General features: G+C 73.8%; 18 protein-coding genes. 7 read left to right on the top strand and 11 right to left on the bottom strand.

The window, feature by feature from the left end:
• Positions 1–71: 71 nt before the first annotated feature.
• Complete coding sequence (locus tag Sm713_RS38610) at positions 72–656, top strand: hydrolase (protein ID WP_212915123.1); 585 nt, start codon at positions 72–74, stop codon at positions 654–656.
• A gap of 199 nt (positions 657–855) precedes the next feature.
• Here the strand turns inward: Sm713_RS38610 and Sm713_RS38605 are convergent, their stop codons facing one another.
• From Sm713_RS38605 to Sm713_RS38580, 6 genes are all read right to left on the bottom strand, one after another.
• Positions 856–1,356 (bottom strand): hypothetical protein, encoded by a 501-nt coding sequence (locus tag Sm713_RS38605; protein ID WP_212914582.1) that lies wholly within the window; start codon positions 1,354–1,356, stop codon positions 856–858.
• Between the two features lie 283 nt (positions 1,357–1,639).
• Positions 1,640–2,734, bottom strand: coding sequence for a cytochrome d ubiquinol oxidase subunit II (locus Sm713_RS38600; protein WP_212914581.1), 1,095 nt, complete (start codon positions 2,732–2,734; stop codon positions 1,640–1,642).
• A 120-nt stretch (positions 2,735–2,854) separates the two neighbouring features.
• On the bottom strand, positions 2,855–4,243 hold the full coding sequence (locus Sm713_RS38595) for a cytochrome ubiquinol oxidase subunit I (RefSeq protein WP_212914580.1): 1,389 nt from the start codon (positions 4,241–4,243) through the stop codon (positions 2,855–2,857).
• A gap of 287 nt (positions 4,244–4,530) precedes the next feature.
• Positions 4,531–5,457: a universal stress protein gene (locus tag Sm713_RS38590; protein WP_212914579.1), complete on the bottom strand. Its 927-nt coding sequence runs from the start codon at positions 5,455–5,457 to the stop codon at positions 4,531–4,533.
• Between the two features lie 112 nt (positions 5,458–5,569).
• The gene (locus Sm713_RS38585; protein WP_212914578.1) at positions 5,570–5,812 is read right to left on the bottom strand and encodes a DUF397 domain-containing protein; all 243 of its coding nucleotides are present in this window, start codon (positions 5,810–5,812) and stop codon (positions 5,570–5,572) included.
• A gap of 92 nt (positions 5,813–5,904) precedes the next feature.
• Complete coding sequence (locus tag Sm713_RS38580) at positions 5,905–7,290, bottom strand: MFS transporter (protein ID WP_212914577.1); 1,386 nt, start codon at positions 7,288–7,290, stop codon at positions 5,905–5,907.
• A gap of 144 nt (positions 7,291–7,434) precedes the next feature.
• On the opposite strand from Sm713_RS38580, the gene Sm713_RS38575 reads away from it, so the two are divergent.
• Both Sm713_RS38575 and paaK read left to right on the top strand, forming a co-directional pair.
• Complete coding sequence (locus Sm713_RS38575) at positions 7,435–8,208, top strand: helix-turn-helix transcriptional regulator (RefSeq protein WP_212914576.1); 774 nt, start codon at positions 7,435–7,437, stop codon at positions 8,206–8,208.
• Positions 8,209–8,414: 206 nt separating this feature from the next.
• Positions 8,415–9,740, top strand: coding sequence for a phenylacetate--CoA ligase PaaK (gene paaK, locus Sm713_RS38570; protein WP_249416952.1), 1,326 nt, complete (start codon positions 8,415–8,417; stop codon positions 9,738–9,740).
• 119 nt (positions 9,741–9,859) lie between these two features.
• Here paaK and Sm713_RS38565 read toward each other — a convergent pair whose 3' ends face one another.
• Complete coding sequence (locus Sm713_RS38565) at positions 9,860–10,039, bottom strand: ester cyclase (RefSeq protein ID WP_283249858.1); 180 nt, start codon at positions 10,037–10,039, stop codon at positions 9,860–9,862.
• Between the two features lie 367 nt (positions 10,040–10,406).
• Here Sm713_RS38565 and Sm713_RS38560 point away from each other — a divergent pair, with 367 nt between their 5' ends.
• The 4 genes from Sm713_RS38560 to Sm713_RS38545 all read left to right on the top strand — a co-directional run bounded on the left by Sm713_RS38560 (position 10,407) and on the right by Sm713_RS38545 (position 13,261).
• Positions 10,407–11,120 (top strand): SDR family oxidoreductase, encoded by a 714-nt coding sequence (locus Sm713_RS38560; RefSeq protein ID WP_249416951.1) that lies wholly within the window; start codon positions 10,407–10,409, stop codon positions 11,118–11,120.
• A 62-nt stretch (positions 11,121–11,182) separates the two neighbouring features.
• Positions 11,183–12,115: an NADP-dependent oxidoreductase gene (locus Sm713_RS38555; protein WP_212914572.1), complete on the top strand. Its 933-nt coding sequence runs from the start codon at positions 11,183–11,185 to the stop codon at positions 12,113–12,115.
• Between the two features lie 67 nt (positions 12,116–12,182).
• Entirely contained in the window at positions 12,183–12,617 is a 435-nt protein-coding gene (locus Sm713_RS38550) for an ester cyclase (RefSeq protein ID WP_212914571.1), read from the top strand.
• Positions 12,618–12,751: 134 nt separating this feature from the next.
• Positions 12,752–13,261, top strand: a complete 510-nt coding sequence (locus Sm713_RS38545) for a MarR family winged helix-turn-helix transcriptional regulator (protein ID WP_212914570.1) — start codon at positions 12,752–12,754, stop codon at positions 13,259–13,261.
• An 8-nt stretch (positions 13,262–13,269) separates the two neighbouring features.
• Here Sm713_RS38545 and Sm713_RS38540 read toward each other — a convergent pair whose 3' ends face one another.
• The 4 genes from Sm713_RS38540 to Sm713_RS38525 form a co-directional block, all read right to left on the bottom strand.
• Positions 13,270–14,829, bottom strand: a complete 1,560-nt coding sequence (locus Sm713_RS38540; RefSeq protein WP_212914569.1) for an NAD(P)/FAD-dependent oxidoreductase — start codon at positions 14,827–14,829, stop codon at positions 13,270–13,272.
• Between the two features lie 112 nt (positions 14,830–14,941).
• Positions 14,942–17,392: a serine/threonine-protein kinase gene (locus tag Sm713_RS38535; RefSeq protein WP_212914568.1), complete on the bottom strand. Its 2,451-nt coding sequence runs from the start codon at positions 17,390–17,392 to the stop codon at positions 14,942–14,944.
• An 18-nt stretch (positions 17,393–17,410) separates the two neighbouring features.
• The gene (locus Sm713_RS38530; RefSeq protein WP_212915122.1) at positions 17,411–18,250 is read right to left on the bottom strand and encodes an oxygenase MpaB family protein; all 840 of its coding nucleotides are present in this window, start codon (positions 18,248–18,250) and stop codon (positions 17,411–17,413) included.
• A gap of 343 nt (positions 18,251–18,593) precedes the next feature.
• The gene (locus Sm713_RS38525) at positions 18,594–18,980 is read right to left on the bottom strand and encodes a ferredoxin (RefSeq protein ID WP_212914567.1); all 387 of its coding nucleotides are present in this window, start codon (positions 18,978–18,980) and stop codon (positions 18,594–18,596) included.
• Between the last annotated feature and the right edge of the window lie 422 nt (positions 18,981–19,402).

Here is a 19,402-nt window from a genome sequence, read left to right as displayed (position 1 = left end):
ACTCCCCGTCCCGCTCCGGCTCTCGCGAGCCGGGGTCAGAACCTGAACCAGAACCAGTAAAGGATCTTCCGATGGCCCTCTCCACCCTCGACGAGCGCACCGCTCTCGTCCTGATCGATCTCCAGAACGGCATAGTCGGCGCGCCCGTGGCCCCCCACTCGGGCGCCGACGTGGTGGCCCGCTCCGTCGAGCTCGCCGAGGCGTTCCGGGCGCAGGGCGCGCCGGTCGTGCTGGTCCGGGTGACCCACGCGGCGGACGGCTCGGACGCCGCCCCCGGCCGTACGGAGCAGGCGCGCGGCGCCGGAGCTCCCCCGGCGGGCTGGGACGTCATCGTCGACGACTTGGCGGGCCACGACGGCGACCTCAGGGTCACCAAGCGCAACTGGGGCGCCTTCTACGGCACCGACCTGGACCTCCAGCTCCGCCGCCGCGGCGTCACCCAGATCGTGCTCGCCGGCATCGCCACCAGCATCGGGGTGGAGTCCACCGCCCGCGCCGCCCACGAGCACGGCTACCACGTCACCCTGGCGACGGACGCGATGACGGACCTGAACGAGGACGCCCACCAGAACAGCATCGAGCGGATCTTCCCGCGGCTCGGCGAGACGGGGACCACTGCCCAGATCCTCGATCTGCTGGCCAAGACCCGGGCCTGACGGCCCGCCAGACCGCGGCCGCGGATCATCGCGGCGGATCACGGCGGGGGCCCTGCGGCAGGCACGGCCCCCGCTTCCGCGTCATACGCTCCCGGCGACCTGGCCGCGTGCGCGCGAGTCGTGCCCGGGATCCGCACGGCGGCCTGACGGGTTTCACCCCACCCGTGGAGCCGGTTGAGACCGCGCCCCGTGCCCGGCCTCAGCCCTGCTGGAAGAGCTCCGCGGGCAGTGGCTTCAGCAGCGCGTAGAGGTCGTCGGTGATCGGCCGGTCCCATGCGGCGATCGTCACCAGGATGCCGTCACTGCGGTCGAACTGGACGCAGGAGATCCGGCTCTCGGAGAGCTTGATCCGCCGGACCACCAGGAGATTGTCGCCCTGCATCACGGGGACGTCCTCCGAGCCGACGACCGTGACCTCCTCCTCGTTCTCCAGCGCGAGCAGGAGCTGTCCGACCTCGAAGGGGATCTCTGACTCGGAGACGTCGCGGGCGGGCGAACCCTCGGGGAGGTTACCGATGATCATCGCGGGGCCACGGCCTCCGAAGAGGTCGTAGCGCAGGAAGACGCCCTGGCAGCTGCCGTCCGGCGCCGGGAGGAGTCCCGCACCGAGATTGCCCGGCCAGTCGCCCGGGTCCATGGCCAGGACGTCGAAGTCCGGACCCGCGGGTGTGGCGGAGCTGCGGCGGCGGAGGAACGACATGCCGACATGGTACGTGGCCCGGCTCGGCTGTCGACGCGGCTGGTACCGCTTAAGGGGTCCTTGGACTATGCCCGCCCGGGTCGCGTGGTCTGGCACCGCGACCTATCGGACGCTCATAGTGCAAGTGACCCCCAAGCCGACGGCTGACCGGCCCACGGGCGCCCCGCCGCGGACGGTCCGGCGGGCCCATGGCCGAGGGGGCCTTTCACCGGGGCCGTTCGCGCCCCGCGGGCGGAGCGGGCCCGGCCCCTCGGAGCGGTTCGCGCCACGACGGCACGGATTCTCAGCCTCCGCCCGTCGCGCCGGCTCCACCGCCCCCGCGCCCGCCTCCGCTGCCGCCGCCCCCGCCCGCCGCACCGGCCGTCCCGTGGGCAGGCGGGGCGCCCGCCGGGCCCTGCCGCTGGAACGTGCTGTACAGCACCCAGAACGACGGGATCAGGAACAGCGCGCCGACGCCCACCGCGATCAGGCTCGCCGTCAGAACCGTTTCGTGTGACGCGGCGTCCTCCACGGTGGTCCCCGGCACGAGCATGGCCGGATACTGGGCGGTTCCCCAGGCCCACAGGATGGCGGCGACGGCGAGCGCGGCGACGCCACGGGCCAGCAGGTAGCGGCGGGTGGAAAGTAGCCTCAGCCCGGCCAGGCCCGCCACGGCGCTGAGGATCACCAGACCGAGGCCCCGGTGGGTGAGGCCGTGGAAGAGCTGGGGGGCGTCGGCGTGCAGCACCGCGATGCCGGCCAGGGCCACCAGGCCCGTCAGCGTTCCACTCACGATGGCCCGCCGCTCGAAGCCCCTGGCCAGCTCGGGCTCGCCGGCCCGGTCGGCGTCGGCGCACAGGTAGACCGCGGCGAGGTGGGCGCAGGTCAGCACGGCGAGCACCCCGCCCAGTGCCGAAGTGGGGTTGAGCCAGCTGGTGACCACGTCACCGCGCGCGATGCCCGGCGGCACCCGGCCGGAGGCGACCCCGCCGGCCACCGAGCCCAGGAAGTACGGCGTGACCACCGAGGACAGCGCGAAGCAGCCGCCGAACAGCCGCTGCTGCCACAGCTCCGTACTGGCCTTGCGGAAGGCGAACGCCGCGCCGCGCAGGATGATGCCGAGTGCGACGAGCGTGAGCGGCAGGTACAGCGTGGACAGCACGGAGGCGAACACCGGTGAGAAGTCGCACCAGAGCAGCACCAGGACGAAGATCAGCCAGACGTGGTTGGCCTCCCACACGGGGCCGATGCTGTGCTCGATGAGCTTGCGCTGCGGCAGCCCCCGCCGGCTGCGGCCGGCCAGCAGGTCCCACAGCCCCGCGCCGAAGTCGGCGCCGCCGAACAGCGCGTAGCAGGTCAGGCCCACCCAGACGATGGCGAGCATCACATCGGCAAGCACGGCCCCTCCCCCGGAGTCGCGGGTGCCGGCCGCCGGCCGGCCGCGTGCCGGCGGCCCCGGGCGCCCGCGCGGCCCGCCCCGGGACGGTGCCGGCCCGGCCACCTGCTCCCGGCGCCGCTGTCACGTGACGTGGAAGCGTTCGACATCGCTCTCCTGGGGCGCGATCGGAACGGGTGTGGTCCTGACCATCCGCCGCATCACGTACACGGTGGCCACGGTCATCGCGGTGTACACGGCCAGCACCAGCCAGAGCCCGGTCTGCAGTGCGGGGGCGGGGTTGACGGCCTCCCGGACGCGCATCACGCCGTAGACGATCCAGGGCTGGCGGCCGAGTTCGGTGATGGTCCACCCGCACTCCAGCGCGACCACGGACAGGGGCCCGCAGAGCGCTCCGACCAGCAGGAAGAGACGGTGGCCGCGCAGCGCCATCAGCACGCGGCCGGTGCGCCGGGCACGCCACCAGGCCAGCAGCAGCACGGCGCCCATGGCGATGAGCAGGCCATCGATCCCGACCATCACGTCGAAGCAGAGGTGGAGGGCGGTCACGACCGGCCACTGGTCCCGCGGCACCTCGTTCAGCCCCTGGACGACGGTGTCGGGCGAGAAGCCGACCAGGAACGACAGGCCGCTGGGGATCTTGAGCCCGTACTCCAGCCGGGTGTTGTCAGGGGCGGCACCGAGGATGGTGATCGGCACGTGCGAGTCCGTGTGGAACACGCCCTCGATCCCGGCCAGTTTCACGGGCTGGTAGTGGGCGAGGAAGCGGGCCAGCCAGTCGCCGGAGAAGAACTGGGCCACCGAGACCAGGGAGCCGAAGGCGAACGGCAGCAGGAAGCCCACCCGGTGGTAGGTGTCGTTGCGGCCGCGCAGCAGCGCCACGGCGTACACGGACGCCGTCAGGAAGGCCGCCACGTTGAACGCGGCGAGGATCATGTGCACGGTCTGCGGTGGGCTGGAGGGGTTCAGCATGGCGGCCCAGGGGCTGACATGGGCCAGGGTGCCGTCCCGGTGCAGGGTGATGCCGCTCGGCTGGTTCATCCAGGCGTTCGCGCAGACCACGAAGAACGCCGAGAGGGTCCCGGAGATGACGATCGGCACCCCCATCAGCAGGTGCTGCTTCGGCGGCAGCCTGTCCCAGGCGTAGAGGTAGAGGCCGAGGAAGATGGCCTCCAGGAAGAAGGCGAAGCCCTCCAGCGCGAAGGGCAGTCCGAGGACCTGCCCGAACCGCCCCATCAGACCGGGCCAGAGCAGCCCCATCTCGAAGCTCAGGATCGTGCCGGACACCGCGCCCACGGCGAACAGCACGCCCATGCCGCGCGCCCACCGCCGGGCCAGCAGCCGCAGGGAGGAGTCACCCGTGCGGATGCCGTACCACTCCACCGCCAGGGTGAGCAGCGGCAGCCCCACGCCCAGGCAGGCGAGCACGATGTGCCATGCCAGGGAGAAGCCCATCTGGGCACGCGCGGCGGCCAGGTCCGCCTCGGAGAACGCCAGCGTCCAGCCGGTCATGCCGCGCTCCCGCGGCGTGCGGCGCGCGGCGCGCGGGGCGGTTCGCCGGACGGGCGCATGAGGGAACTCCTGACCGCACGCAGAGCAGACATCTCGAACATGTGGCGTGCAGTCAGCAGACGTACCACCCGAGCCCGCGTGCAAAACAGCATGAGCCGGAGCGCACCGCAAGGGGTGGAGCAGCCAACCGGTCACCGAGGCGACGGGGCCCTCGACGCGTTCGCGGCGCCACACCCCGCCGCCGGCTGGGCACGGTCAGGATGCGGCAGCCGGACGGCCGCCTCGGGTCACTCGGCCGTCTCGGCGGCCTCGATGCCCGGCGGCACGACCGCGATGGGACTGACGGCGTGCAGCAGGACGGCGTGGGTGACCGAGCCCAGCATCCGGGCCGGCCTGAGCAGGCGCCGGTGGTGGCGGCCGACCACGACGAGTTCGGCGCCCTGCGAGGCGGCGACGAGATGCCCCGCGGCGTCCCCGTCCGATACCCGCGTCTCGATCGCCAGCTCCGGGTGGGACTGGCGGTAGGGAGCGAGGATCTCGTCGAGCTGGTCGGAGGTGGCCGCCTGCGCGGCCTCCTTGTCCTCGGCGGTGGGCGTGAAGTCCGCGGCGGCCGTCCAGGCGTAGGTCGGCCACGGGTAGAGGGAGAGCACCTCCAGCCGGGCGGCGTGCCGGGCGGCCGCGGCGCAGGCGAAGTCGAGGGTGTTGTCGTCGGGGGCCTCCACCGAGACGCCGACCACCACCCGGGGTCCAGGTGCCGCGGGCTCCGCGCCCGGCACCTCACGGCCGGATCGGGGCACCACCACGACGGGGCAGGCGGCGTCGCGGGCGGCGGCCATGCCGGTGGACCCGAGCAGCAGGCTGGCGAAGCCGCCGCGGCCACGGGAGCCGAGCACCAGGAGCTGCGCGCCGGCGCCCAGCTCGGGCAGCGCCTGCGCCGGGTCGCCCTCAAGGCTCCGGCTCTCCACCTCCGGCAGCCCGTCGCGGCCGGTGAGCGAGGTCAGCACCCGGGCCAGCACCCGGTCCTCCGCGGGCTCCTCGGCCGGCTCCGGGGGTTCGGGCACCAGCGCCTGGAGTTGCGGCCACGCCGCGTACTGCCGGACGTGCACCAGGCGCAGCGGCGCCGTACGCAACTGCGCCTCCGCCAGGGCCCAGTCCAGGGCGCGGAGACTACCCTCCGAGCCGTCGACGGCCACGACAACCGGTGGCGTGCTCATGGATCCTCGTCTCCGGTGCCGGGCCGTGCGCGGCAGCCGGGACCATCTCGTAACACTCGGCCCGGGGTTGTTAGTTCCCGAACGAGCTCTGACCATTTCTGACCATATTAGATCAGGTAAGGTCGAACTCTCCCTCGCGGGCACCGAGGACGAAGGCCCCCCACTCGTCAGGGGTGAAGATCAGGGACGGGCTCTCCGGGCGGCGGCTGTTGCGCATCGCGATGAAGCCCTCGACGAACGCGATCTGGACGTCGCCGAGTCCGCGGCTGCTCGACCGCCACTCCGCGTTGCTGAGGTCCAGGTCGGGCTTGTCCCAGCCCGCGCGCGAGTGCTGCTGGGTGGTGCCTTCGGCCACGTTCGTTGCTCCTTCTGGGTTGTCCGCCGACGTCAGCCTAGCGACCGGCTCCGGCGCCGCACAGGGGCCGTGAAGGGGCTGGGGGCGGGCCCTCAGCGTGCGCGGGGCGCGCCGCTGCGGTGCAGCGCGGCGAGGACGGCGGCCGCCAGGAACCCCGCGGCGCCGATGACCGCCGATAGGTGCAGCCCGGTGACCAGGTGGTCCGCGGAGAGGCTGCCGAACACGGCGACCCCGAGAGCGCTGCCGCTCTGGCGTGCGGTGTTGAAGACCGCGGAGGCGGCCCCGGCTCGGTCCTCGGTGGCCGACTCCATGGCGGCCAGTGTCGCCGCGGGCATGGTGAACGCGGTTCCGAAGCCGAGGGCGGCCATCGGCGCTACCAGCGCCCCGTAGCCGGTGGCGGGCCCCGCGAGCAGCCAGCCCAGCAGGCCGGGCGCGCCCACGACGAGCCCGGCGACCATGGGTGTCCGCGGCCCGGTGCGCGCCGTCACCCGGCCCGCGAGACCGGAGCCGAGCGCCACCACCGACACCGCGGGCAGCAGCGCGCAGCCGGTGCCCACCACGCCGTAGTGGTGCACGCCTTGGAAGTACAGCGGCGCGAGGAAGAGCAGGCCGTAGAAGCCGAGGTTGAGCAGCGCCCCGACGGCCAGCGCCCGTCCGAGGCCGGGGGCGCGCAGCAGTGGCAGCGGCAGCATCGGGTTCGGGGCACGGCCTTCCAGCCGCAGGAACGCCAGGGCCCCCGCGAGGCAGAGCGCCGCGCCACCGAGCACCACCGGATGCGTCCAGCCCAGTTCGCCCGCCTCGACCAGCGCCGCCACCAGAGCGGCAAGGGCCACCGCGAGGGCCCCTTGCGCCGGCAGGTCGAGCCCGCCGCGCCGGCGGCCTGACACCGCCGGAACGCGGCGCAGGGTGAGCAGCGCCCCGACCGCGCCGACCGGCAGGTTGACGAGGAAGACCGCGCGCCAGCCGAGTCCCGCGGCGAGCAGCCCGCCCAGCACAGGGCCGGCTGCCGCGGCCAGGCCGGAGACGGCGCCCCAGATACCGAAGGCGCGGGCCCGCTCCGCCTTCTCGCCGTACATGCCGCGCAGCAGCGCCAGCGACGCGGGCAGCAGCAGAGCGGCCACGCAGCCCTGGACCAGCCGGGCGACGACGAGCAGCGGCGCGGTCCACGCCGCCGCGCAGCCCGCGGAGGCGAGCGTGAAGAGGCCGAGCCCGGCGAGGAACACCCGCCGGGCGCCGAACCGGTCGGCGAGGCCGCCGCTGAACGGCAGCAGGCCCGCGAAGAGCAACGTGTAGCCGTCGGCGACCCACTGAAGCGCCGTCACCGACGCCTTCAGAGTGTCGCCGATCACCGGCAGGACCACGGTGACCGCGGTGACGTCCAGGACGACCATGAAGTGGCCCAGGCAGACGGCCGCGAGGGCCGGCGCCCGGCGGCCACCGCGGCTGCGCATGCGGTCGAGTACGGGAATCGCTGTCATGGCGGCCAGTGTCGGGCCGGAACGCTGCGACGCCGGCCGAAACGTCCTGCACCCGGCCACCGAGGCCGCGGGCCCGCTCACCATGAGCGGGCGACGGGGCATCCTTCGGCTGCTGCCGAAACCTCCTTCCCCTAGCCTCGACGCATGACCCCGCACTGCGAGACCGACGTGGCGGATGTCGCCGCCGCCATCGGCGAGCCCTCACGGACCAGGATCCTGCTGGCGCTGGCCGGTGGCGGGGCCCTGCCCGCCAGCGCCCTCGCCGCGGAGGCCGGAGTCGCCCCGTCCACCGTCAGCGGCCATCTGGCGCGGCTGCGGGAGGCACGGCTCGTCACCGTCGAACTCGACGGACGGCACCGGTACTACCGGCTCGCCACGACCGAGGTCGCCCGGACGCTGGAGCAACTGGCGCGGATCGCACGCCCCCTGCCGCCGCGCACGCTCGGTGCCGACGGGCGCACGCGGGCGTTGATGCGCGCCCGGCTCTGCTACGACCATCTGGCGGGGCGGCTCGGCGTCGAGCTGATGGACGCGCTGCGCGAGGCGGACATCCTCACGGCGGACCGGCCCGGCGAGAAGAGCGAGAACGACGGGAATGGCGAGAACGGTGGGAACGGTGGGAACGCAGCCGTGGCCTACACCGTCTCGTCCAAGGGCCGCACCGTGCTGGGCGAGTTCGGTGTGGACATGACGGCCCTGTCCCGCCGCCGGTCCGCCGTGCGGTACTGCGTCGACTGGGCCGAGCGCCGCCACCACCTCGCGGGCCCGCTGGGCGGCGTGCTCACCACCCGGCTGTTCGAGCTCGGCTGGCTGCGGCGCGGCAGGTACCGGCGCGTCGTGCTCCTCACCGACGCGGGACGCACGGGTCTGGTGGAGACGTTCGGCGTCGCGGTCGAGCGGGTCGATGCCGCGCGGTGACGTCCGGCGTCGAGGGCGCCCCGGACCCGTCCCGCGGTGAAGGCGCGAGCCCCGGCCGCGTGCCCGGAAGATGCCGTCACCTCCCTTGACGCGCCTGCGGCCCCCTGGATTACTGATCCCGGAGCGGCCCGGACCGAATGATCGGTCGACCGGCCGCCCTGTCGACGCTGGGCACCGGACGGCCCGCTGACGAGAAAGAGGGCGCCTTGACGACGCATCCGACGCACCAGGCGGGACCGGGCGGCGAGGCCGGTCCACGCGACGCGGGCGAGCGCCTGGACCCCGAGCAGCTCCGGGATGTCCAGCTCAGGCGGCTGCGGGCCACGCTCCGGCACGTCTACGACCACGTCCCCTTCCACCGCGCCGCCTTCGACCGGGCGGGACTGCTCCCCGAGGACTGCCGCTCGCTCGACGACCTCGCCCGCTTCCCGTTCACCACCAAGGCCGACCTGCGCGACTCGTACCCGTTCGGGATGTTCGCGGTGCCCGAGGAGGAGGTCAGGCGGCTGCACGTGTCGAGCGGCACGACGGGCCGTCCCACCGTGGTCGGCTACACGGAGGCCGACCTGTCGCTCTGGGCCGACCTCGTGGCCCGGTCGATCAGGGCCGCCGGCGGGCGCCCCGGGCACAAGGTGCACGTGGCGTACGGGTACGGCCTGTTCACCGGCGGCCTCGGGGCGCACTACGGCGCCGAGCGGCTGGGCTGCACCGTGATCCCCGCGTCCGGTGGGATGACGGCGCGCCAGGTGCAGCTCATCCAGGACTTCCGGCCCGAGGTCATCATGGTGACGCCCTCGTACCTGCTCGCGCTGCTGGACGAGTTCGAGCGGCAGGGCATCGACCCGCGCGGCACCTCCCTGAAGGTGGGCATCCTCGGCGCGGAGCCGTGGAGCGAGGAGATGCGCCGGGAGATAGAGGAGCGCCTGGCTATCGACGCGGTCGACATCTACGGCCTCTCGGAGGTCATCGGCCCCGGCGTGGCGCAGGAGTGCGTGGAGACCAAGGACGGGCTGCACATCTGGGAGGACCACTTCCTGCCGGAGGTGGTGGACCCGATCACCGGCGAGGTCCTCCCGGACGGCGAGGAGGGCGAGCTGGTGGTCACCTCGCTCACCAAGGAGGCGATGCCCGTCGTGCGGTACCGCACGCGCGACCTCACCCGGCTGATGCCGGGCACGGCCCGGGTCTTCCGGCGGATGGCGAGGGTCATGGGCCGCAGCGACGACATGCTGATCGTGCGCGGCGTCAATGTCTTCCCCACGCAGATCGAGGAGATCGTGCTGCGCACCCCCGCGGTCGCGCCGCACTTCCAGTTGCGGCTGACCCGTGAGGGCCGGATGGACGCGCTGACGGTGCGCGCCGAGGCCCGTCCCGGCGCGACGCCCGAGGCGCGCGACGCGGCGGCCCGGGCCATAGCCGCGGGGGTGAAGGACGGCATCGGGGTGACGGTGGCCGTGGAGATCGTCGCTCCGGAGTCGCTGGAGCGCTCGGTGGGCAAGATCAAGCGCCTGGTGGACCTGCGGCCCCGGTAGGGCCCGTCCCGGTGGCGGCCGCGTGAGGGCCGCCGCCACCTGCAACTCCGCACGGCGGGCCGGGGCCGCCCCGCCGCGGGGCCGAGCTCACCTGAGCTGCGGCGGTCGACGGCCGGCGGTCATGCCTGGGTGAGCTGCCGCCTGAGCCCCGGGGCGTCGTACAGGAACCACGACTCGACGAACCGGCCGCCGGCGACGCGGTAGTGCCCCAGCTCCAGCATGGTGAACATCCGCCCCCTGGGCTCGATGCCGTCGTACACGCCGCGGTGGGTGCCCGTGATGGTGTACCGCACGCAGATGGGGTCCCCCCCACGACCACGTGCTCGATCCCCAGTGCCAGTCGGGGAACGCGGTGGTCAGGTCCTCGGCCTGGGCGCGGAGGGAGCCGGGGTCCCGCCGGCCACCGTGGGGAGCCGGCACCTCGCGGACCGGTCGCTCCCCGAGGACGAGGCGGCGTCGGGTCCGGTCTGTACGGGTCTGTACATACCGGAAAGCCGGGCAGAGAAATTTGCAGAGTCAAGCAAGTGTGGTGTTATGTGGGAGGAGGGGGCACGGGCCGGCGGACGCCGTCAGGGCCGGCCGATCGCCGTCGCCTGTACCGGTCGACGCCCGCCACCAGCGCAGATACCGAGAGACAACACCAGCATTGCGAGGACGGTGATGGAGATGAACGGAAGGCGAGTCGTGGTCATCGGCGGTACGTCGGGGCTGGGCTTCGCGGTCGCCCGGACGGTCGCCGCCCAGGCGGCCTCCGTGGTGGTGGCCTCCCGTGCTCGCGACCGCGTGGACAAGGCCGTTGCCGCGCTGGGGGACGGCGCCACGGGAGAGATCGTGGACGTCACCGACGAGGAGTCGCTCCGCGGCCTCTTCCGCCGGGTCGGAGCCTTTGACCACCTCGTCTACACCGCGGGCGAGACGCTCATGAACGGCACGCTGGAGGCAACCGATCTGGAGGCGGCCAAGCGCTTCTTCGGCATCCGTTGCTTCGGCGCGCTCGCCGCTGCGAAGTACGCCGCCCCGTACCTCGGAGCCGGCGGCTCGATCACCCTGACCAGCGGCATCCCCTCCACCCGGCCACAGGGCGGGACGGTCGTCGTCTCCAGCGTGCTGAGCGCCGTCGAGGGACTGACCCGCGCCCTGGCCTTCGAACTCGCGCCGGTCCGGGTCAACGCCGTGGTGCCGTCCATCACCCGGACCGAGTTGTGGGACGGCCTGCCGGACTCGGCCCGCGAGGACCTGTTCGCGTCGGTGGCGTCGTCCCTCCTGCTGCGCAGGGTCGGTGAGCCGCACGACATCGCGGACGCCTACGCATTTCTGATGAACAACGACCACACCACCGGCACGCTGCTCACCGTCGACGGTGGAGCGGTGCTGGTCTGAACGCCGTCCCGACGGCAAGAACGTCCGCCCCCTCCACAGGGAACGACAGAGGTGATGAACCCGTGAAGGCACTCGTTTCCAGGTCATACGGCCCGCTGGAGGCCCTTGAAACGGCCGACCTGCCCACTCCCGCGCCCGGCAGGGGCGAGGTCCTGCTGCGTACGGAGGCCGTGTCCCTGAACGGCATCGACCCCAAGCTGGTCACCGGCGCCATGAAGGACTTCCTCCCGGTCCCGCATCCGTTCGTGCCCGGTGTCGACGTGGCCGGGGTCGTGGAGGCCGTCGGACCCGGAGTGACGCGCCTGTCCGCCGGCGACCGGGTCGTGGCAGCGCTCGCACCCCCGTTCGGAGGGCTGGCCGAGTATGTCGTGGCGCAGGACTCCCCGAGGCTCGCACCGCGGCCCGAGGGACTCGACGCCGCGCGGGGCGCAGCCCTGGTCACGGGGGCGATGACCGCGCTGACCGTGCTCGACGCGGCCGCGATCCAGGCAGCGGAGACCGTCCTGGTGGTCGGGGCGACCGGCGGGGTCGGATCCTTCACGGTACAGCTGGCCTGCCGCGCCGCCCGGGCGCTCCACGCCACGGGGCACGCGGAGGACCAGGCGTTCCTGGCAGGCCTGGGCGCGGACCGGCTCATCGACTACAGGTCCGTGGACGTGGCGCAGGAAGCGCACCGGATCGTCCCCGGCGGCGTCGACGTGGTGCTCGACCTCGTCCACGCCGGCCCGGCGCTGGCCTCGTCCGCGGCCGCCGCCCGGACCGGCGGCAGGCTCGTCTCGGTGCTCGGGGGCCCGCCGGCCTTCGACCGCGGCGTCGGTGCCACGTACGTCGCGACGCAGTACCCGGCGGGCCGCCTGGAGGAGGCGGCGCGCCAGGTCGCGGACAGCCGTCTTGAGGTGCCGATCGGCGCCTCCTACTCCTTCGGCCAGGCCCGCGCCGCCCTCATCGATTTCACGACGCTGCACGTCAGGGGCAAGTACGTGGTGGCCTTCTGAGCGTCCCGCGCTCCATGCGTCTCCCGGTCGCCCCGCGGACGGCCGGCCGGCAACAGAGATGGGAACGATGACTCACAGCGAGGAGAGCAGGGCGGCGATCGCCGTCGTGCGCCGGAACACCGAGGAAGTGCAGGGCGGCGGCGATTTCGAGCTCTTCGAGGAGCTCTTCGCCGACGAGTTCGTCGACCACACGCCCCAGCCCGGCTTCGGCGCGGACAAGCCAGGCGTGAAGAGGCTCTACACGGCCTTGCGCGAGGCGTTCCCCGACTTCCACGCCGACATCGAGTGGCAGTCGGCCGACGGCGGCCTCGTCACGACGTTCAAGATCTACTACGGCACCCACCGGGGCGAGGTCCTCGGCATCCCCGCGACGGGACGCTCGATCCACTTCGAGACGGTGGACGCCATGCGGGTCGTGGACGGCAGGATCGTCGAACACTGGGGAGTGGGGAACCTCTTCTTCCTCGTCCAGCAGCTCGGGGCGCGGCTGACGGTCGAGTAGCGCACGGCGGCCGGCCGGACCCAGCGGGCCGCCGAGCGGGCCGGCTCGCTGTCCACCCGGCGCGAGCCGTCGGTTCCGGTCCCGTTCTGCCGACGACGTAAATATTTGTAGACTCAGACAACTAGAATGGGTGCATGGAGAAAGAACGACCGGACGGCTCGCTCCCGGCTCCCCTGACGCAGCAGGAGGAGGCCGCCTGGCGGGCGCTGGCACGCGCCGTGCTGGTAATCCCCAAGATCATGGACGCGGACCTGCTCGAGTCCCAGAACCTCAACATGACCGAGTACTCGGTCCTGATGAACCTCTCGGAGGCGCCCGAGCGGTCGCTGCGCATGAGCGAACTCGCCAACTACGTGTCGATCAGCGTCAGCGGGCTCTCCCGCGTGATCGAACGGCTCTCCCACCAGGGCCTCGTCGAGCGGGTCAGGGCGGCGTCCGACGGGCGCGGGCAGGTCGCCGTGCTCACCCCGGCCGGCCTCACCCGGCTGGAACGGGCCTGGCCGGCACACCTGGCCAGCGTCCGCCGCCATGTCATGGACCACCTCGCAGGGCTCGACCTCACCGCGTTCGCCGAGGCCATCAACAACATCGCGTACGCCGAACTGGGACCGCCGACCCGCCGCTACCTGCGCGGACCTCGCTGAACCAGCGGTCAGTGGCCGAGCACCGCCATCGCGGCGTTGTGACCCCCGACGCCGCTCACCCCGCCGCCGCGCACCGCGCCCGCCCCGCACAGCAGGATGTTGGGGTGGGCGGTCGCCACGCCCCAGCGGCCGGTGTCCTCGCCGGCCCATGGGAAGGCCAGGTCGCCGTGGAAGATGTTCCCGCCGGGCAGCCGCAGATCCCGTTCCAGGTCGAGCGGGGACTTCGCCTCGATGCACGGCCTGCCGTCGGCGTCCGTGGCCAGGCAGGACTCGACGGGCTCCGCGAGGTGGGCGTCGAGCTGGGCCAGCGTGGCGCGCAGCAGGGCCTCGCGGACCCCGGTGTTGTCGTGCCGGAAGAGCCGGGCGGGGGTGTGCAGCCCGAAGAGCGTGAGGGTGTGCCAGCCGCGCCGGGCGACCTCGGGGCCGAGGATGGTCGGGTCGGTGAGCGAGTGGCAGTAGATCTCCGCGGGCGGCGCGGTGGGCAGGGCGCCGGACGCCGCCTGGTCGTGCGCCTCGCCGAGTGCCTCGTAGCCCTCGGCGATGTGGAAGGTGCCCGCGAACGCCTCGCGCGGGTCGACGGACGTGTCCCGCAGCCGCGGCAGCCGCTCCAGCAGCATGTTGACCTTGAGCTGGGCGCCCTCCGCCGGGGCCGGAGGCTCCTCGCCGAGGAGGGTGGCCAGCTCCTGCGGCGAGGCGCCCGACAGCACGTGGCGGGCATCGACGCGGCCCTCCGCCTCCCGGGTGCGGAAGGTCACCTCCGCCGAACGGTCGTCCGTCTCCACCCTGATGACCTCGTGTCCGGTGGCGATCTCGGCGCCGGCGGCGCGTGCGGCTGAGGCCAGCGCCGTGGTGAGGGCGCCCATGCCGCCGACCGGAACGTCCCAGTCGCCGGTGCCGCCGCCGATGACGTGGTAGAGGAAGCAGCGGTTCTGCCGCAGGGACGGGTCGTGGGCGGCGGCGAAGGTGCCGATCAGCGCGTCGGTGAGGACGACCCCGCGCACCAGGTCGTCCTGGAAGTGCTCCTCGACGGCGGCCCCGATGGGCTCCTCGAAGACCATCCGCCAGGTCTCCGCGTCATCGATGCGGCGGCGCAACTCGTCCCGGGTCGGCAGCGGTTCGGTGAGCGTCGGGAAGACCCGTTCGGCGAGCCGCCGGGTGCGCCCGTAGAAGGCCTGCCACGCCTCGTACTCGCGCTCTCCGCCGGTGAGCCGCGCGAACGATGCCCGGGTGCCCTCCTCGCTGCCGGGACCCGCGCCGATCAGCAGGCCCGTCGGCTGTCCGCCGCGTTCGGCGGGGGTGTACGAGGAGACGGTGCGCTTGGCCAGCCGGAAGTCCAGGCCGAGATCGGTCACGATCTTCTCCGGCAGCAGGCTGACCAGGTAGGAGTAGCGCGACAGCCGCGCGTCGGCTCCGGCGAACGGGGGGGTCGAGACGGCCGCGCCGCCCGCGCCGTCGAGCCGTTCCAGCACCAGCACGGTCCGTCCGGCACGGGCCAGATAGGCGGCGGCCACCAGGGCGTTGTGTCCCCCACCGATGATCACCGCGTCATAGGCATCGCGATCAGGCATGGTCCTTGGTAACACGCGAAGATCGGCGGGGCCAGGGGCGGGAGCGCCATCCGGGCCCCCGCCCAGCAGGTGCGCGGGCGCGCGCCCGCCTCCCGCCGTGCACCGCGCGCGTTCAGAGTGCCGAGCGCTGCCGCAGCGCGGCCACCCTCCGGTAGATCGCCTCGGCCTCGGGGCCGCGGCCCAACTGCTCCAGGCAGTGCGCCTCGTCGTTGTGGGCCGCCAGGGTGTCCGGGTGGTCGGCGCCCAGCGACCTGGCGCGGGCCGCGGCCACCGCGCGGTACTCGGGCAGGGCGTCGGACCAGCGGGCGAGCCAGCCCAGGGCGACGGCCACCTCGCGGCGGCTGACGAGGGTGTCGGGGTGGTCGGGCCCCAGCACGCGGGCCCGGCTGGCGGCCACGTGGCGCGCCTCGGCTAGCGCGTCCTCCCAGCGCCTGAGGCGCCCCAGGTTGACGCCGAGGCCGTGCCGGGCGCGCAGGGTCTCGGGGGCGTCCGGGCCGTCCACCCGGGTGCGGTCCTCCACGAGGCTCCGGTACAGCTCCAGGGCCTGACCGCCCCGGCCGAGGCGGCCGAGGCAGATGCCGATCTCGTAGCGGGCGGCGAACGTGTCGGGGTGGTCGGGGCCCAGCACCCGGGCGCGCGCCTCGGTGACCGCCCCGTAGATCTCCAGCGCCCGGGCCCAGCGTCCGAGCAGCCCGAGCACGTAGGCGACCTCGTACTGGGTGACCAGCGTGTCCGGGTGCTGCGCGCCGAGCACCCGCGCCCGGGCCGCCGCGACCTCGGAGGCCATCCGGCAGGACTCCTCCAGGCGGCCGAGCCTGCTGAGGTTGAACGCGAGGTTGTGCCGGCAGCGGAGCGTGTCGGGATGGTCGGCGCCCATCGCCCGGGTACGGGCCAGCAGCACGGCCGAGTAGACCTGGTGGGCCTCGGCGTGCCGGCCGAGCTGCCCCAGCTCGTACGCGGTCTCCTGGAGGGCCGCGAGCGTGTCGGGGTGGTCGGCGCCGAGCACCCGGGAGCGGGCCGCGGCCACGTCCCCGTACTCGCCGAGGGCGATCTCCGGGCGGCCCGTGCGGCTGAGGGTGAAGGCGATCTCGAAACGGCTGGCGAGGGTGTCGGGGTGGTCGGGTCCGAGCAGTTCGGCGCGCTCGGCGGCGACCGTCCGGTGCGCCTCCTCGGCCTCGGCCCAGCGGCCCTGCCGGCCCAGGTTCAGGCCCGCCTCGTGCCGGGAGGCGAGCACGGCGGCGGGGCCGGTGGTACGCGCCGGGGTGGGATGCGCGGCGGAGTTCGCCGGCGTTCGTGCCGCCGGCGGCCGGGATCCGGGGGGCGTCGTCCGGGCAGCCGGCGCCGCGTGCCGCGGTCCGGGAGCCGCGTGACGCCCGGAGGACGGCGTCCCGCCCGTGCCCGGGTCCCGTGCTGGCGGGGCGCCGGTCCGCGGGCTCCCGGTCCCGGGCGTGGCGGGCGCCGGCGCCGTCCAGGGGCCGCTGAGCCCCATGGAGGTGTCGGGCGGGATGGGGTCCAGGTCGAGGGCGCCGCTGGCCTTGGGTCCGGTGATCATGCCCGCGGTCCAGGTCGGCAGGCCCGGCTCGCGGGCGGCCACGGGCGCGGGCCCGCCGGCGCGCTGGGCGCCGTGGCCGGTGCTGCGATCGGCCGACGGAGCGGCCTGGCCCGCCGGGTCCCTGCGCGGCCGGGCACCGGCGGCCGAGGCGGTGGCACCGCGGCCGGCACGGATGCGGATGGTGAGGTCGCGGGCGTCCACCGGGCGCGTGTCGGGGTCCTTCTCCAGCAGGTCGAGGATGATCCGGTCCAGGTAGCCGGGCAGCTCGGAGCGGTGCTCGCGGGGCGGCCGGGGCGGCGTGTCTCGGTGCCCCAGGAGCACCGCCCACGCGTCGTCCAGGTCGAACGGCGGCGCTCCGGTGGCGAGTTCGTACAGCACGCAGCCGAGGGAGTACAGGTCGCTGCGGTGGTCGACGTAACCTCCGCCGATCTGCTCGGGAGACATGTAGTGCGGGGTTCCCATGGCGATGCCCGTGCCGGTCAGCCGCTGGGTGAGCCCGATGTCGTGACCGAGCCGGGCGATGCCGAAGTCGCAGATCTTCACCGTTCCGTCGGTGAGCCGCATGATGTTGGCCGGTTTCAGATCCCGGTGCACCACGCCCTGTTCATGGGTGTACGCGAGCGCCGCCGCGACCTGGTCGGCGATCTCCTCGACGTCTGCGACCGGCAGCGGCCCCCGGGCGCTGTCCTCACCGGCCAGCAGCTGGCTGAGGTTCCGGCCCTGGAGGAGCTCCATCACCAGGAAGAGCACGCCCTCGTACTCGCCGAAGTCGTGCACCACCGTGATCCCGCGGTGCTGGAGCGACGCGGCGACCCGGGCCTCGCGCCGGAACCGCTCCCTCATCACCCGCGTGAAGGACGCGTCCTGCTCGGGCGTCAGCGGTTTGAGGCACTTCACCGCCACCCTGCGGCCCAGCGACTCGTCCCGGGCGCTCCACACCTCGCCCATGCCGCCCCGCCCGATCAGGTCGATCAGCCGGTAGCGGCCCTGGATGAGTCTGCTCTCCACCATGTCGTGCAGTCGCCCCCGTCACCCACCTGTGCCTTCCGGCCCGTCCAGTATGGCGAGCCGGGTGACGAGTTTGTACGGCGAGGGACGGGCGGCAGGGCCGAGTCGCGCCATCGCGCGCAGGATGTGCTTGGGCGGCAGCTGCCAGCGCACGCGTCCGGGGATGCGGCGCAGCACCGCCCCGGTGGCGCGCAGCCTCCGGGTCACCGCGGCGTCCGGCGGCGCGGACCTGCCGTACAGCGCCTGGGCGCGCGGCGGCAGCGTGGCGTAGGCGAGCCGGGCGAGCGGGCGCCAGAGCAGGGCGCGCACCGGCAGCAGCGGCAGGGGCACCGGGGGGCGGCGCAGGAAGTCGTCGACGCCATGTGCCTCGGGTCCCGCGGCGAGTTCGGGCCGCATCAGCTCGAAGTAGGCGGCAAGGGCGGCCCGGTCGGCGGGCACGTCCCGCGGGTCGAGCCCGACGAGCGGTGCCGCGGTGGCGGCCTGCTCGGCGACGTACCGGTCGGCCTGCGCGTCGGTGAGCGGGAAGCCGGAGCGGCGTACCACGTGCAGGTAGGACTCGATCTCGGCGCAGTGCACCCAGAGCAGCAACTCCGGCTCGTCGACGCCGTAGAGGGCGCCGGTGGCCGGGTCGGTGGCCTTCAGCCGGGCGTGGATCGCGCGCACCCGCGCGCCCGCGGCGTGAGCCGACTCCGTGGTGCCGTAGGTGGTGGCGGCCACGAAGCGTGCGGTGCGGATGAGCCGGCCCCAGGCGTCCCGCCGGAAGTCGGAGTTCTGCATGACGCCGCGCACCGCACGGGGGTGCAGCGCCTGGAGGTACAGGGCCCGCACGCCGGCCACCCACATCATGGGGTCGGCGTGCATCTGCCAGGTCACGGAGGAGGGCCCGAAGAGTCCCGCATCGCCGTCCCGCACGGCCGTCCCACCCCCTGCGCAATGTCCCTGGTACGAAAGGTCTGTCAGACGGCCAGGTTATCTGTCAGACGGCCAGGTTATCCGCACGGGCGGCCAGGATATCCACACGGCGGCGCAGGGGCGTCGCCCGGCACCCTCGACGGCGCGGGGCGACCCGGGGGCCGGCCTCGGCCCGCGGCCGAGAACCGGGGCGGCCGCCCCGTGCGCCGCGAGCGCTCCGCCCTGCCGAGGGCGCCCAGGCATGCCGCGAGCCGGGAGGGGCGCAGCCGCTCCCGGCCGGACGGCGAGGGCGTCAGCCGAGGATGGCGAGGAAGTCCGTGCAGGCACGGGCGCACGCACGGCAGGCCGCCGCGCACTCCTCGGCGCCCGGGTGCGCGTCGCAGACGTGCGCGCACTCCATGCACATCGCCCTGCACCACTCGACCTGGATCCGCATGCTGTACTCGTCCTGATGCGCCTGCTCGGACAGCATCGCGCAGGTCGCGTCGCAGACCTCCGTGCAGAGCACGGCCTGCCGGCGCATCTCGTGCCCCACGCCCGCGTCGCCGGGGCCGGCGAAGCTCACCCGGCCCGCGCAGACCCGCGCGCAGTCGGCGCATGCCTGTGCGCAGGCGAAACCCTCTTCCAGAAACGCGACGAGATCCTGCCGGTCCTCCGCGTGCCACGCCGTGGACGTCACCGTTCGGCTCTCCTCTCCGAGCTCTCCGCTCCGCTTGCGGCTCGCCTTACGGCCCCCTCTCCCGGTGTTGCGGGTAGCCCCGGCCCCGCGCCACCAAACCCACCCGCGGCCCACCGCTTCCCCGAGGGCTCGCCGGCCCGCGCGGCGACTGACCGGGAAGCGGCCCCGTCCCACAAAGTCCAGTAAGAAGGTCTGCGCAAACCGTGGACTCAGCAACACGCTTCTGCAATTCTCCAACAAATAGTCGCAAGAAAACGAGGTCCCCTCACTCGGCCGCGGCCCTCCCCCGCGCCCGGGGACCTCGGCGCGCCGGTACCGAAGCACCCGAGCAGGTCAGCGCCGGCGCACATCCGCACCTCGCACCCCCGCACACCCGTACTCGACGACCAGGCGCCCGGCCGCCGTGCGCGGCCCGCGCCGAG

This window comes from Streptomyces sp. TS71-3 (assembly GCF_018327685.1).
In the GTDB taxonomy this organism is placed as follows: domain Bacteria; phylum Actinomycetota; class Actinomycetes; order Streptomycetales; family Streptomycetaceae; genus Streptomyces.
Note: the sequence above shows the minus strand (reverse complement) of the source record. Positions and strands in the feature narration are given on the sequence as shown.

Excerpts from the sequence above, each read along its gene's own strand:
- Sm713_RS38610 (WP_212915123.1), top strand. The coding sequence starts at position 72 with ATGGCCCTCTCCACCCTCGACGAGCGCACCGCTCTCGTCCTGATCGAT.
- Sm713_RS38605 (WP_212914582.1), bottom strand. The coding sequence starts at position 1,356 with ATGTCGTTCCTCCGCCGCCGCAGCTCCGCCACACCCGCGGGTCCGGAC.
- Sm713_RS38595 (WP_212914580.1), bottom strand. The coding sequence starts at position 4,243 with ATGACCGGCTGGACGCTGGCGTTCTCCGAGGCGGACCTGGCCGCCGCG.
- Sm713_RS38590 (WP_212914579.1), bottom strand. The coding sequence starts at position 5,457 with ATGAGCACGCCACCGGTTGTCGTGGCCGTCGACGGCTCGGAGGGTAGT.
- Sm713_RS38580 (WP_212914577.1), bottom strand. The coding sequence starts at position 7,290 with ATGACAGCGATTCCCGTACTCGACCGCATGCGCAGCCGCGGTGGCCGC.
- Sm713_RS38575 (WP_212914576.1), top strand. The coding sequence starts at position 7,435 with ATGACCCCGCACTGCGAGACCGACGTGGCGGATGTCGCCGCCGCCATC.
- Sm713_RS38560 (WP_249416951.1), top strand. The coding sequence starts at position 10,407 with ATGAACGGAAGGCGAGTCGTGGTCATCGGCGGTACGTCGGGGCTGGGC.
- Sm713_RS38550 (WP_212914571.1), top strand. The coding sequence starts at position 12,183 with ATGACTCACAGCGAGGAGAGCAGGGCGGCGATCGCCGTCGTGCGCCGG.
- Sm713_RS38545 (WP_212914570.1), top strand. The coding sequence starts at position 12,752 with ATGGAGAAAGAACGACCGGACGGCTCGCTCCCGGCTCCCCTGACGCAG.
- Sm713_RS38540 (WP_212914569.1), bottom strand. The coding sequence starts at position 14,829 with ATGCCTGATCGCGATGCCTATGACGCGGTGATCATCGGTGGGGGACAC.
- Sm713_RS38535 (WP_212914568.1), bottom strand. The coding sequence starts at position 17,392 with ATGGTGGAGAGCAGACTCATCCAGGGCCGCTACCGGCTGATCGACCTG.
- Sm713_RS38530 (WP_212915122.1), bottom strand. The coding sequence starts at position 18,250 with ATGCACGCCGACCCCATGATGTGGGTGGCCGGCGTGCGGGCCCTGTAC.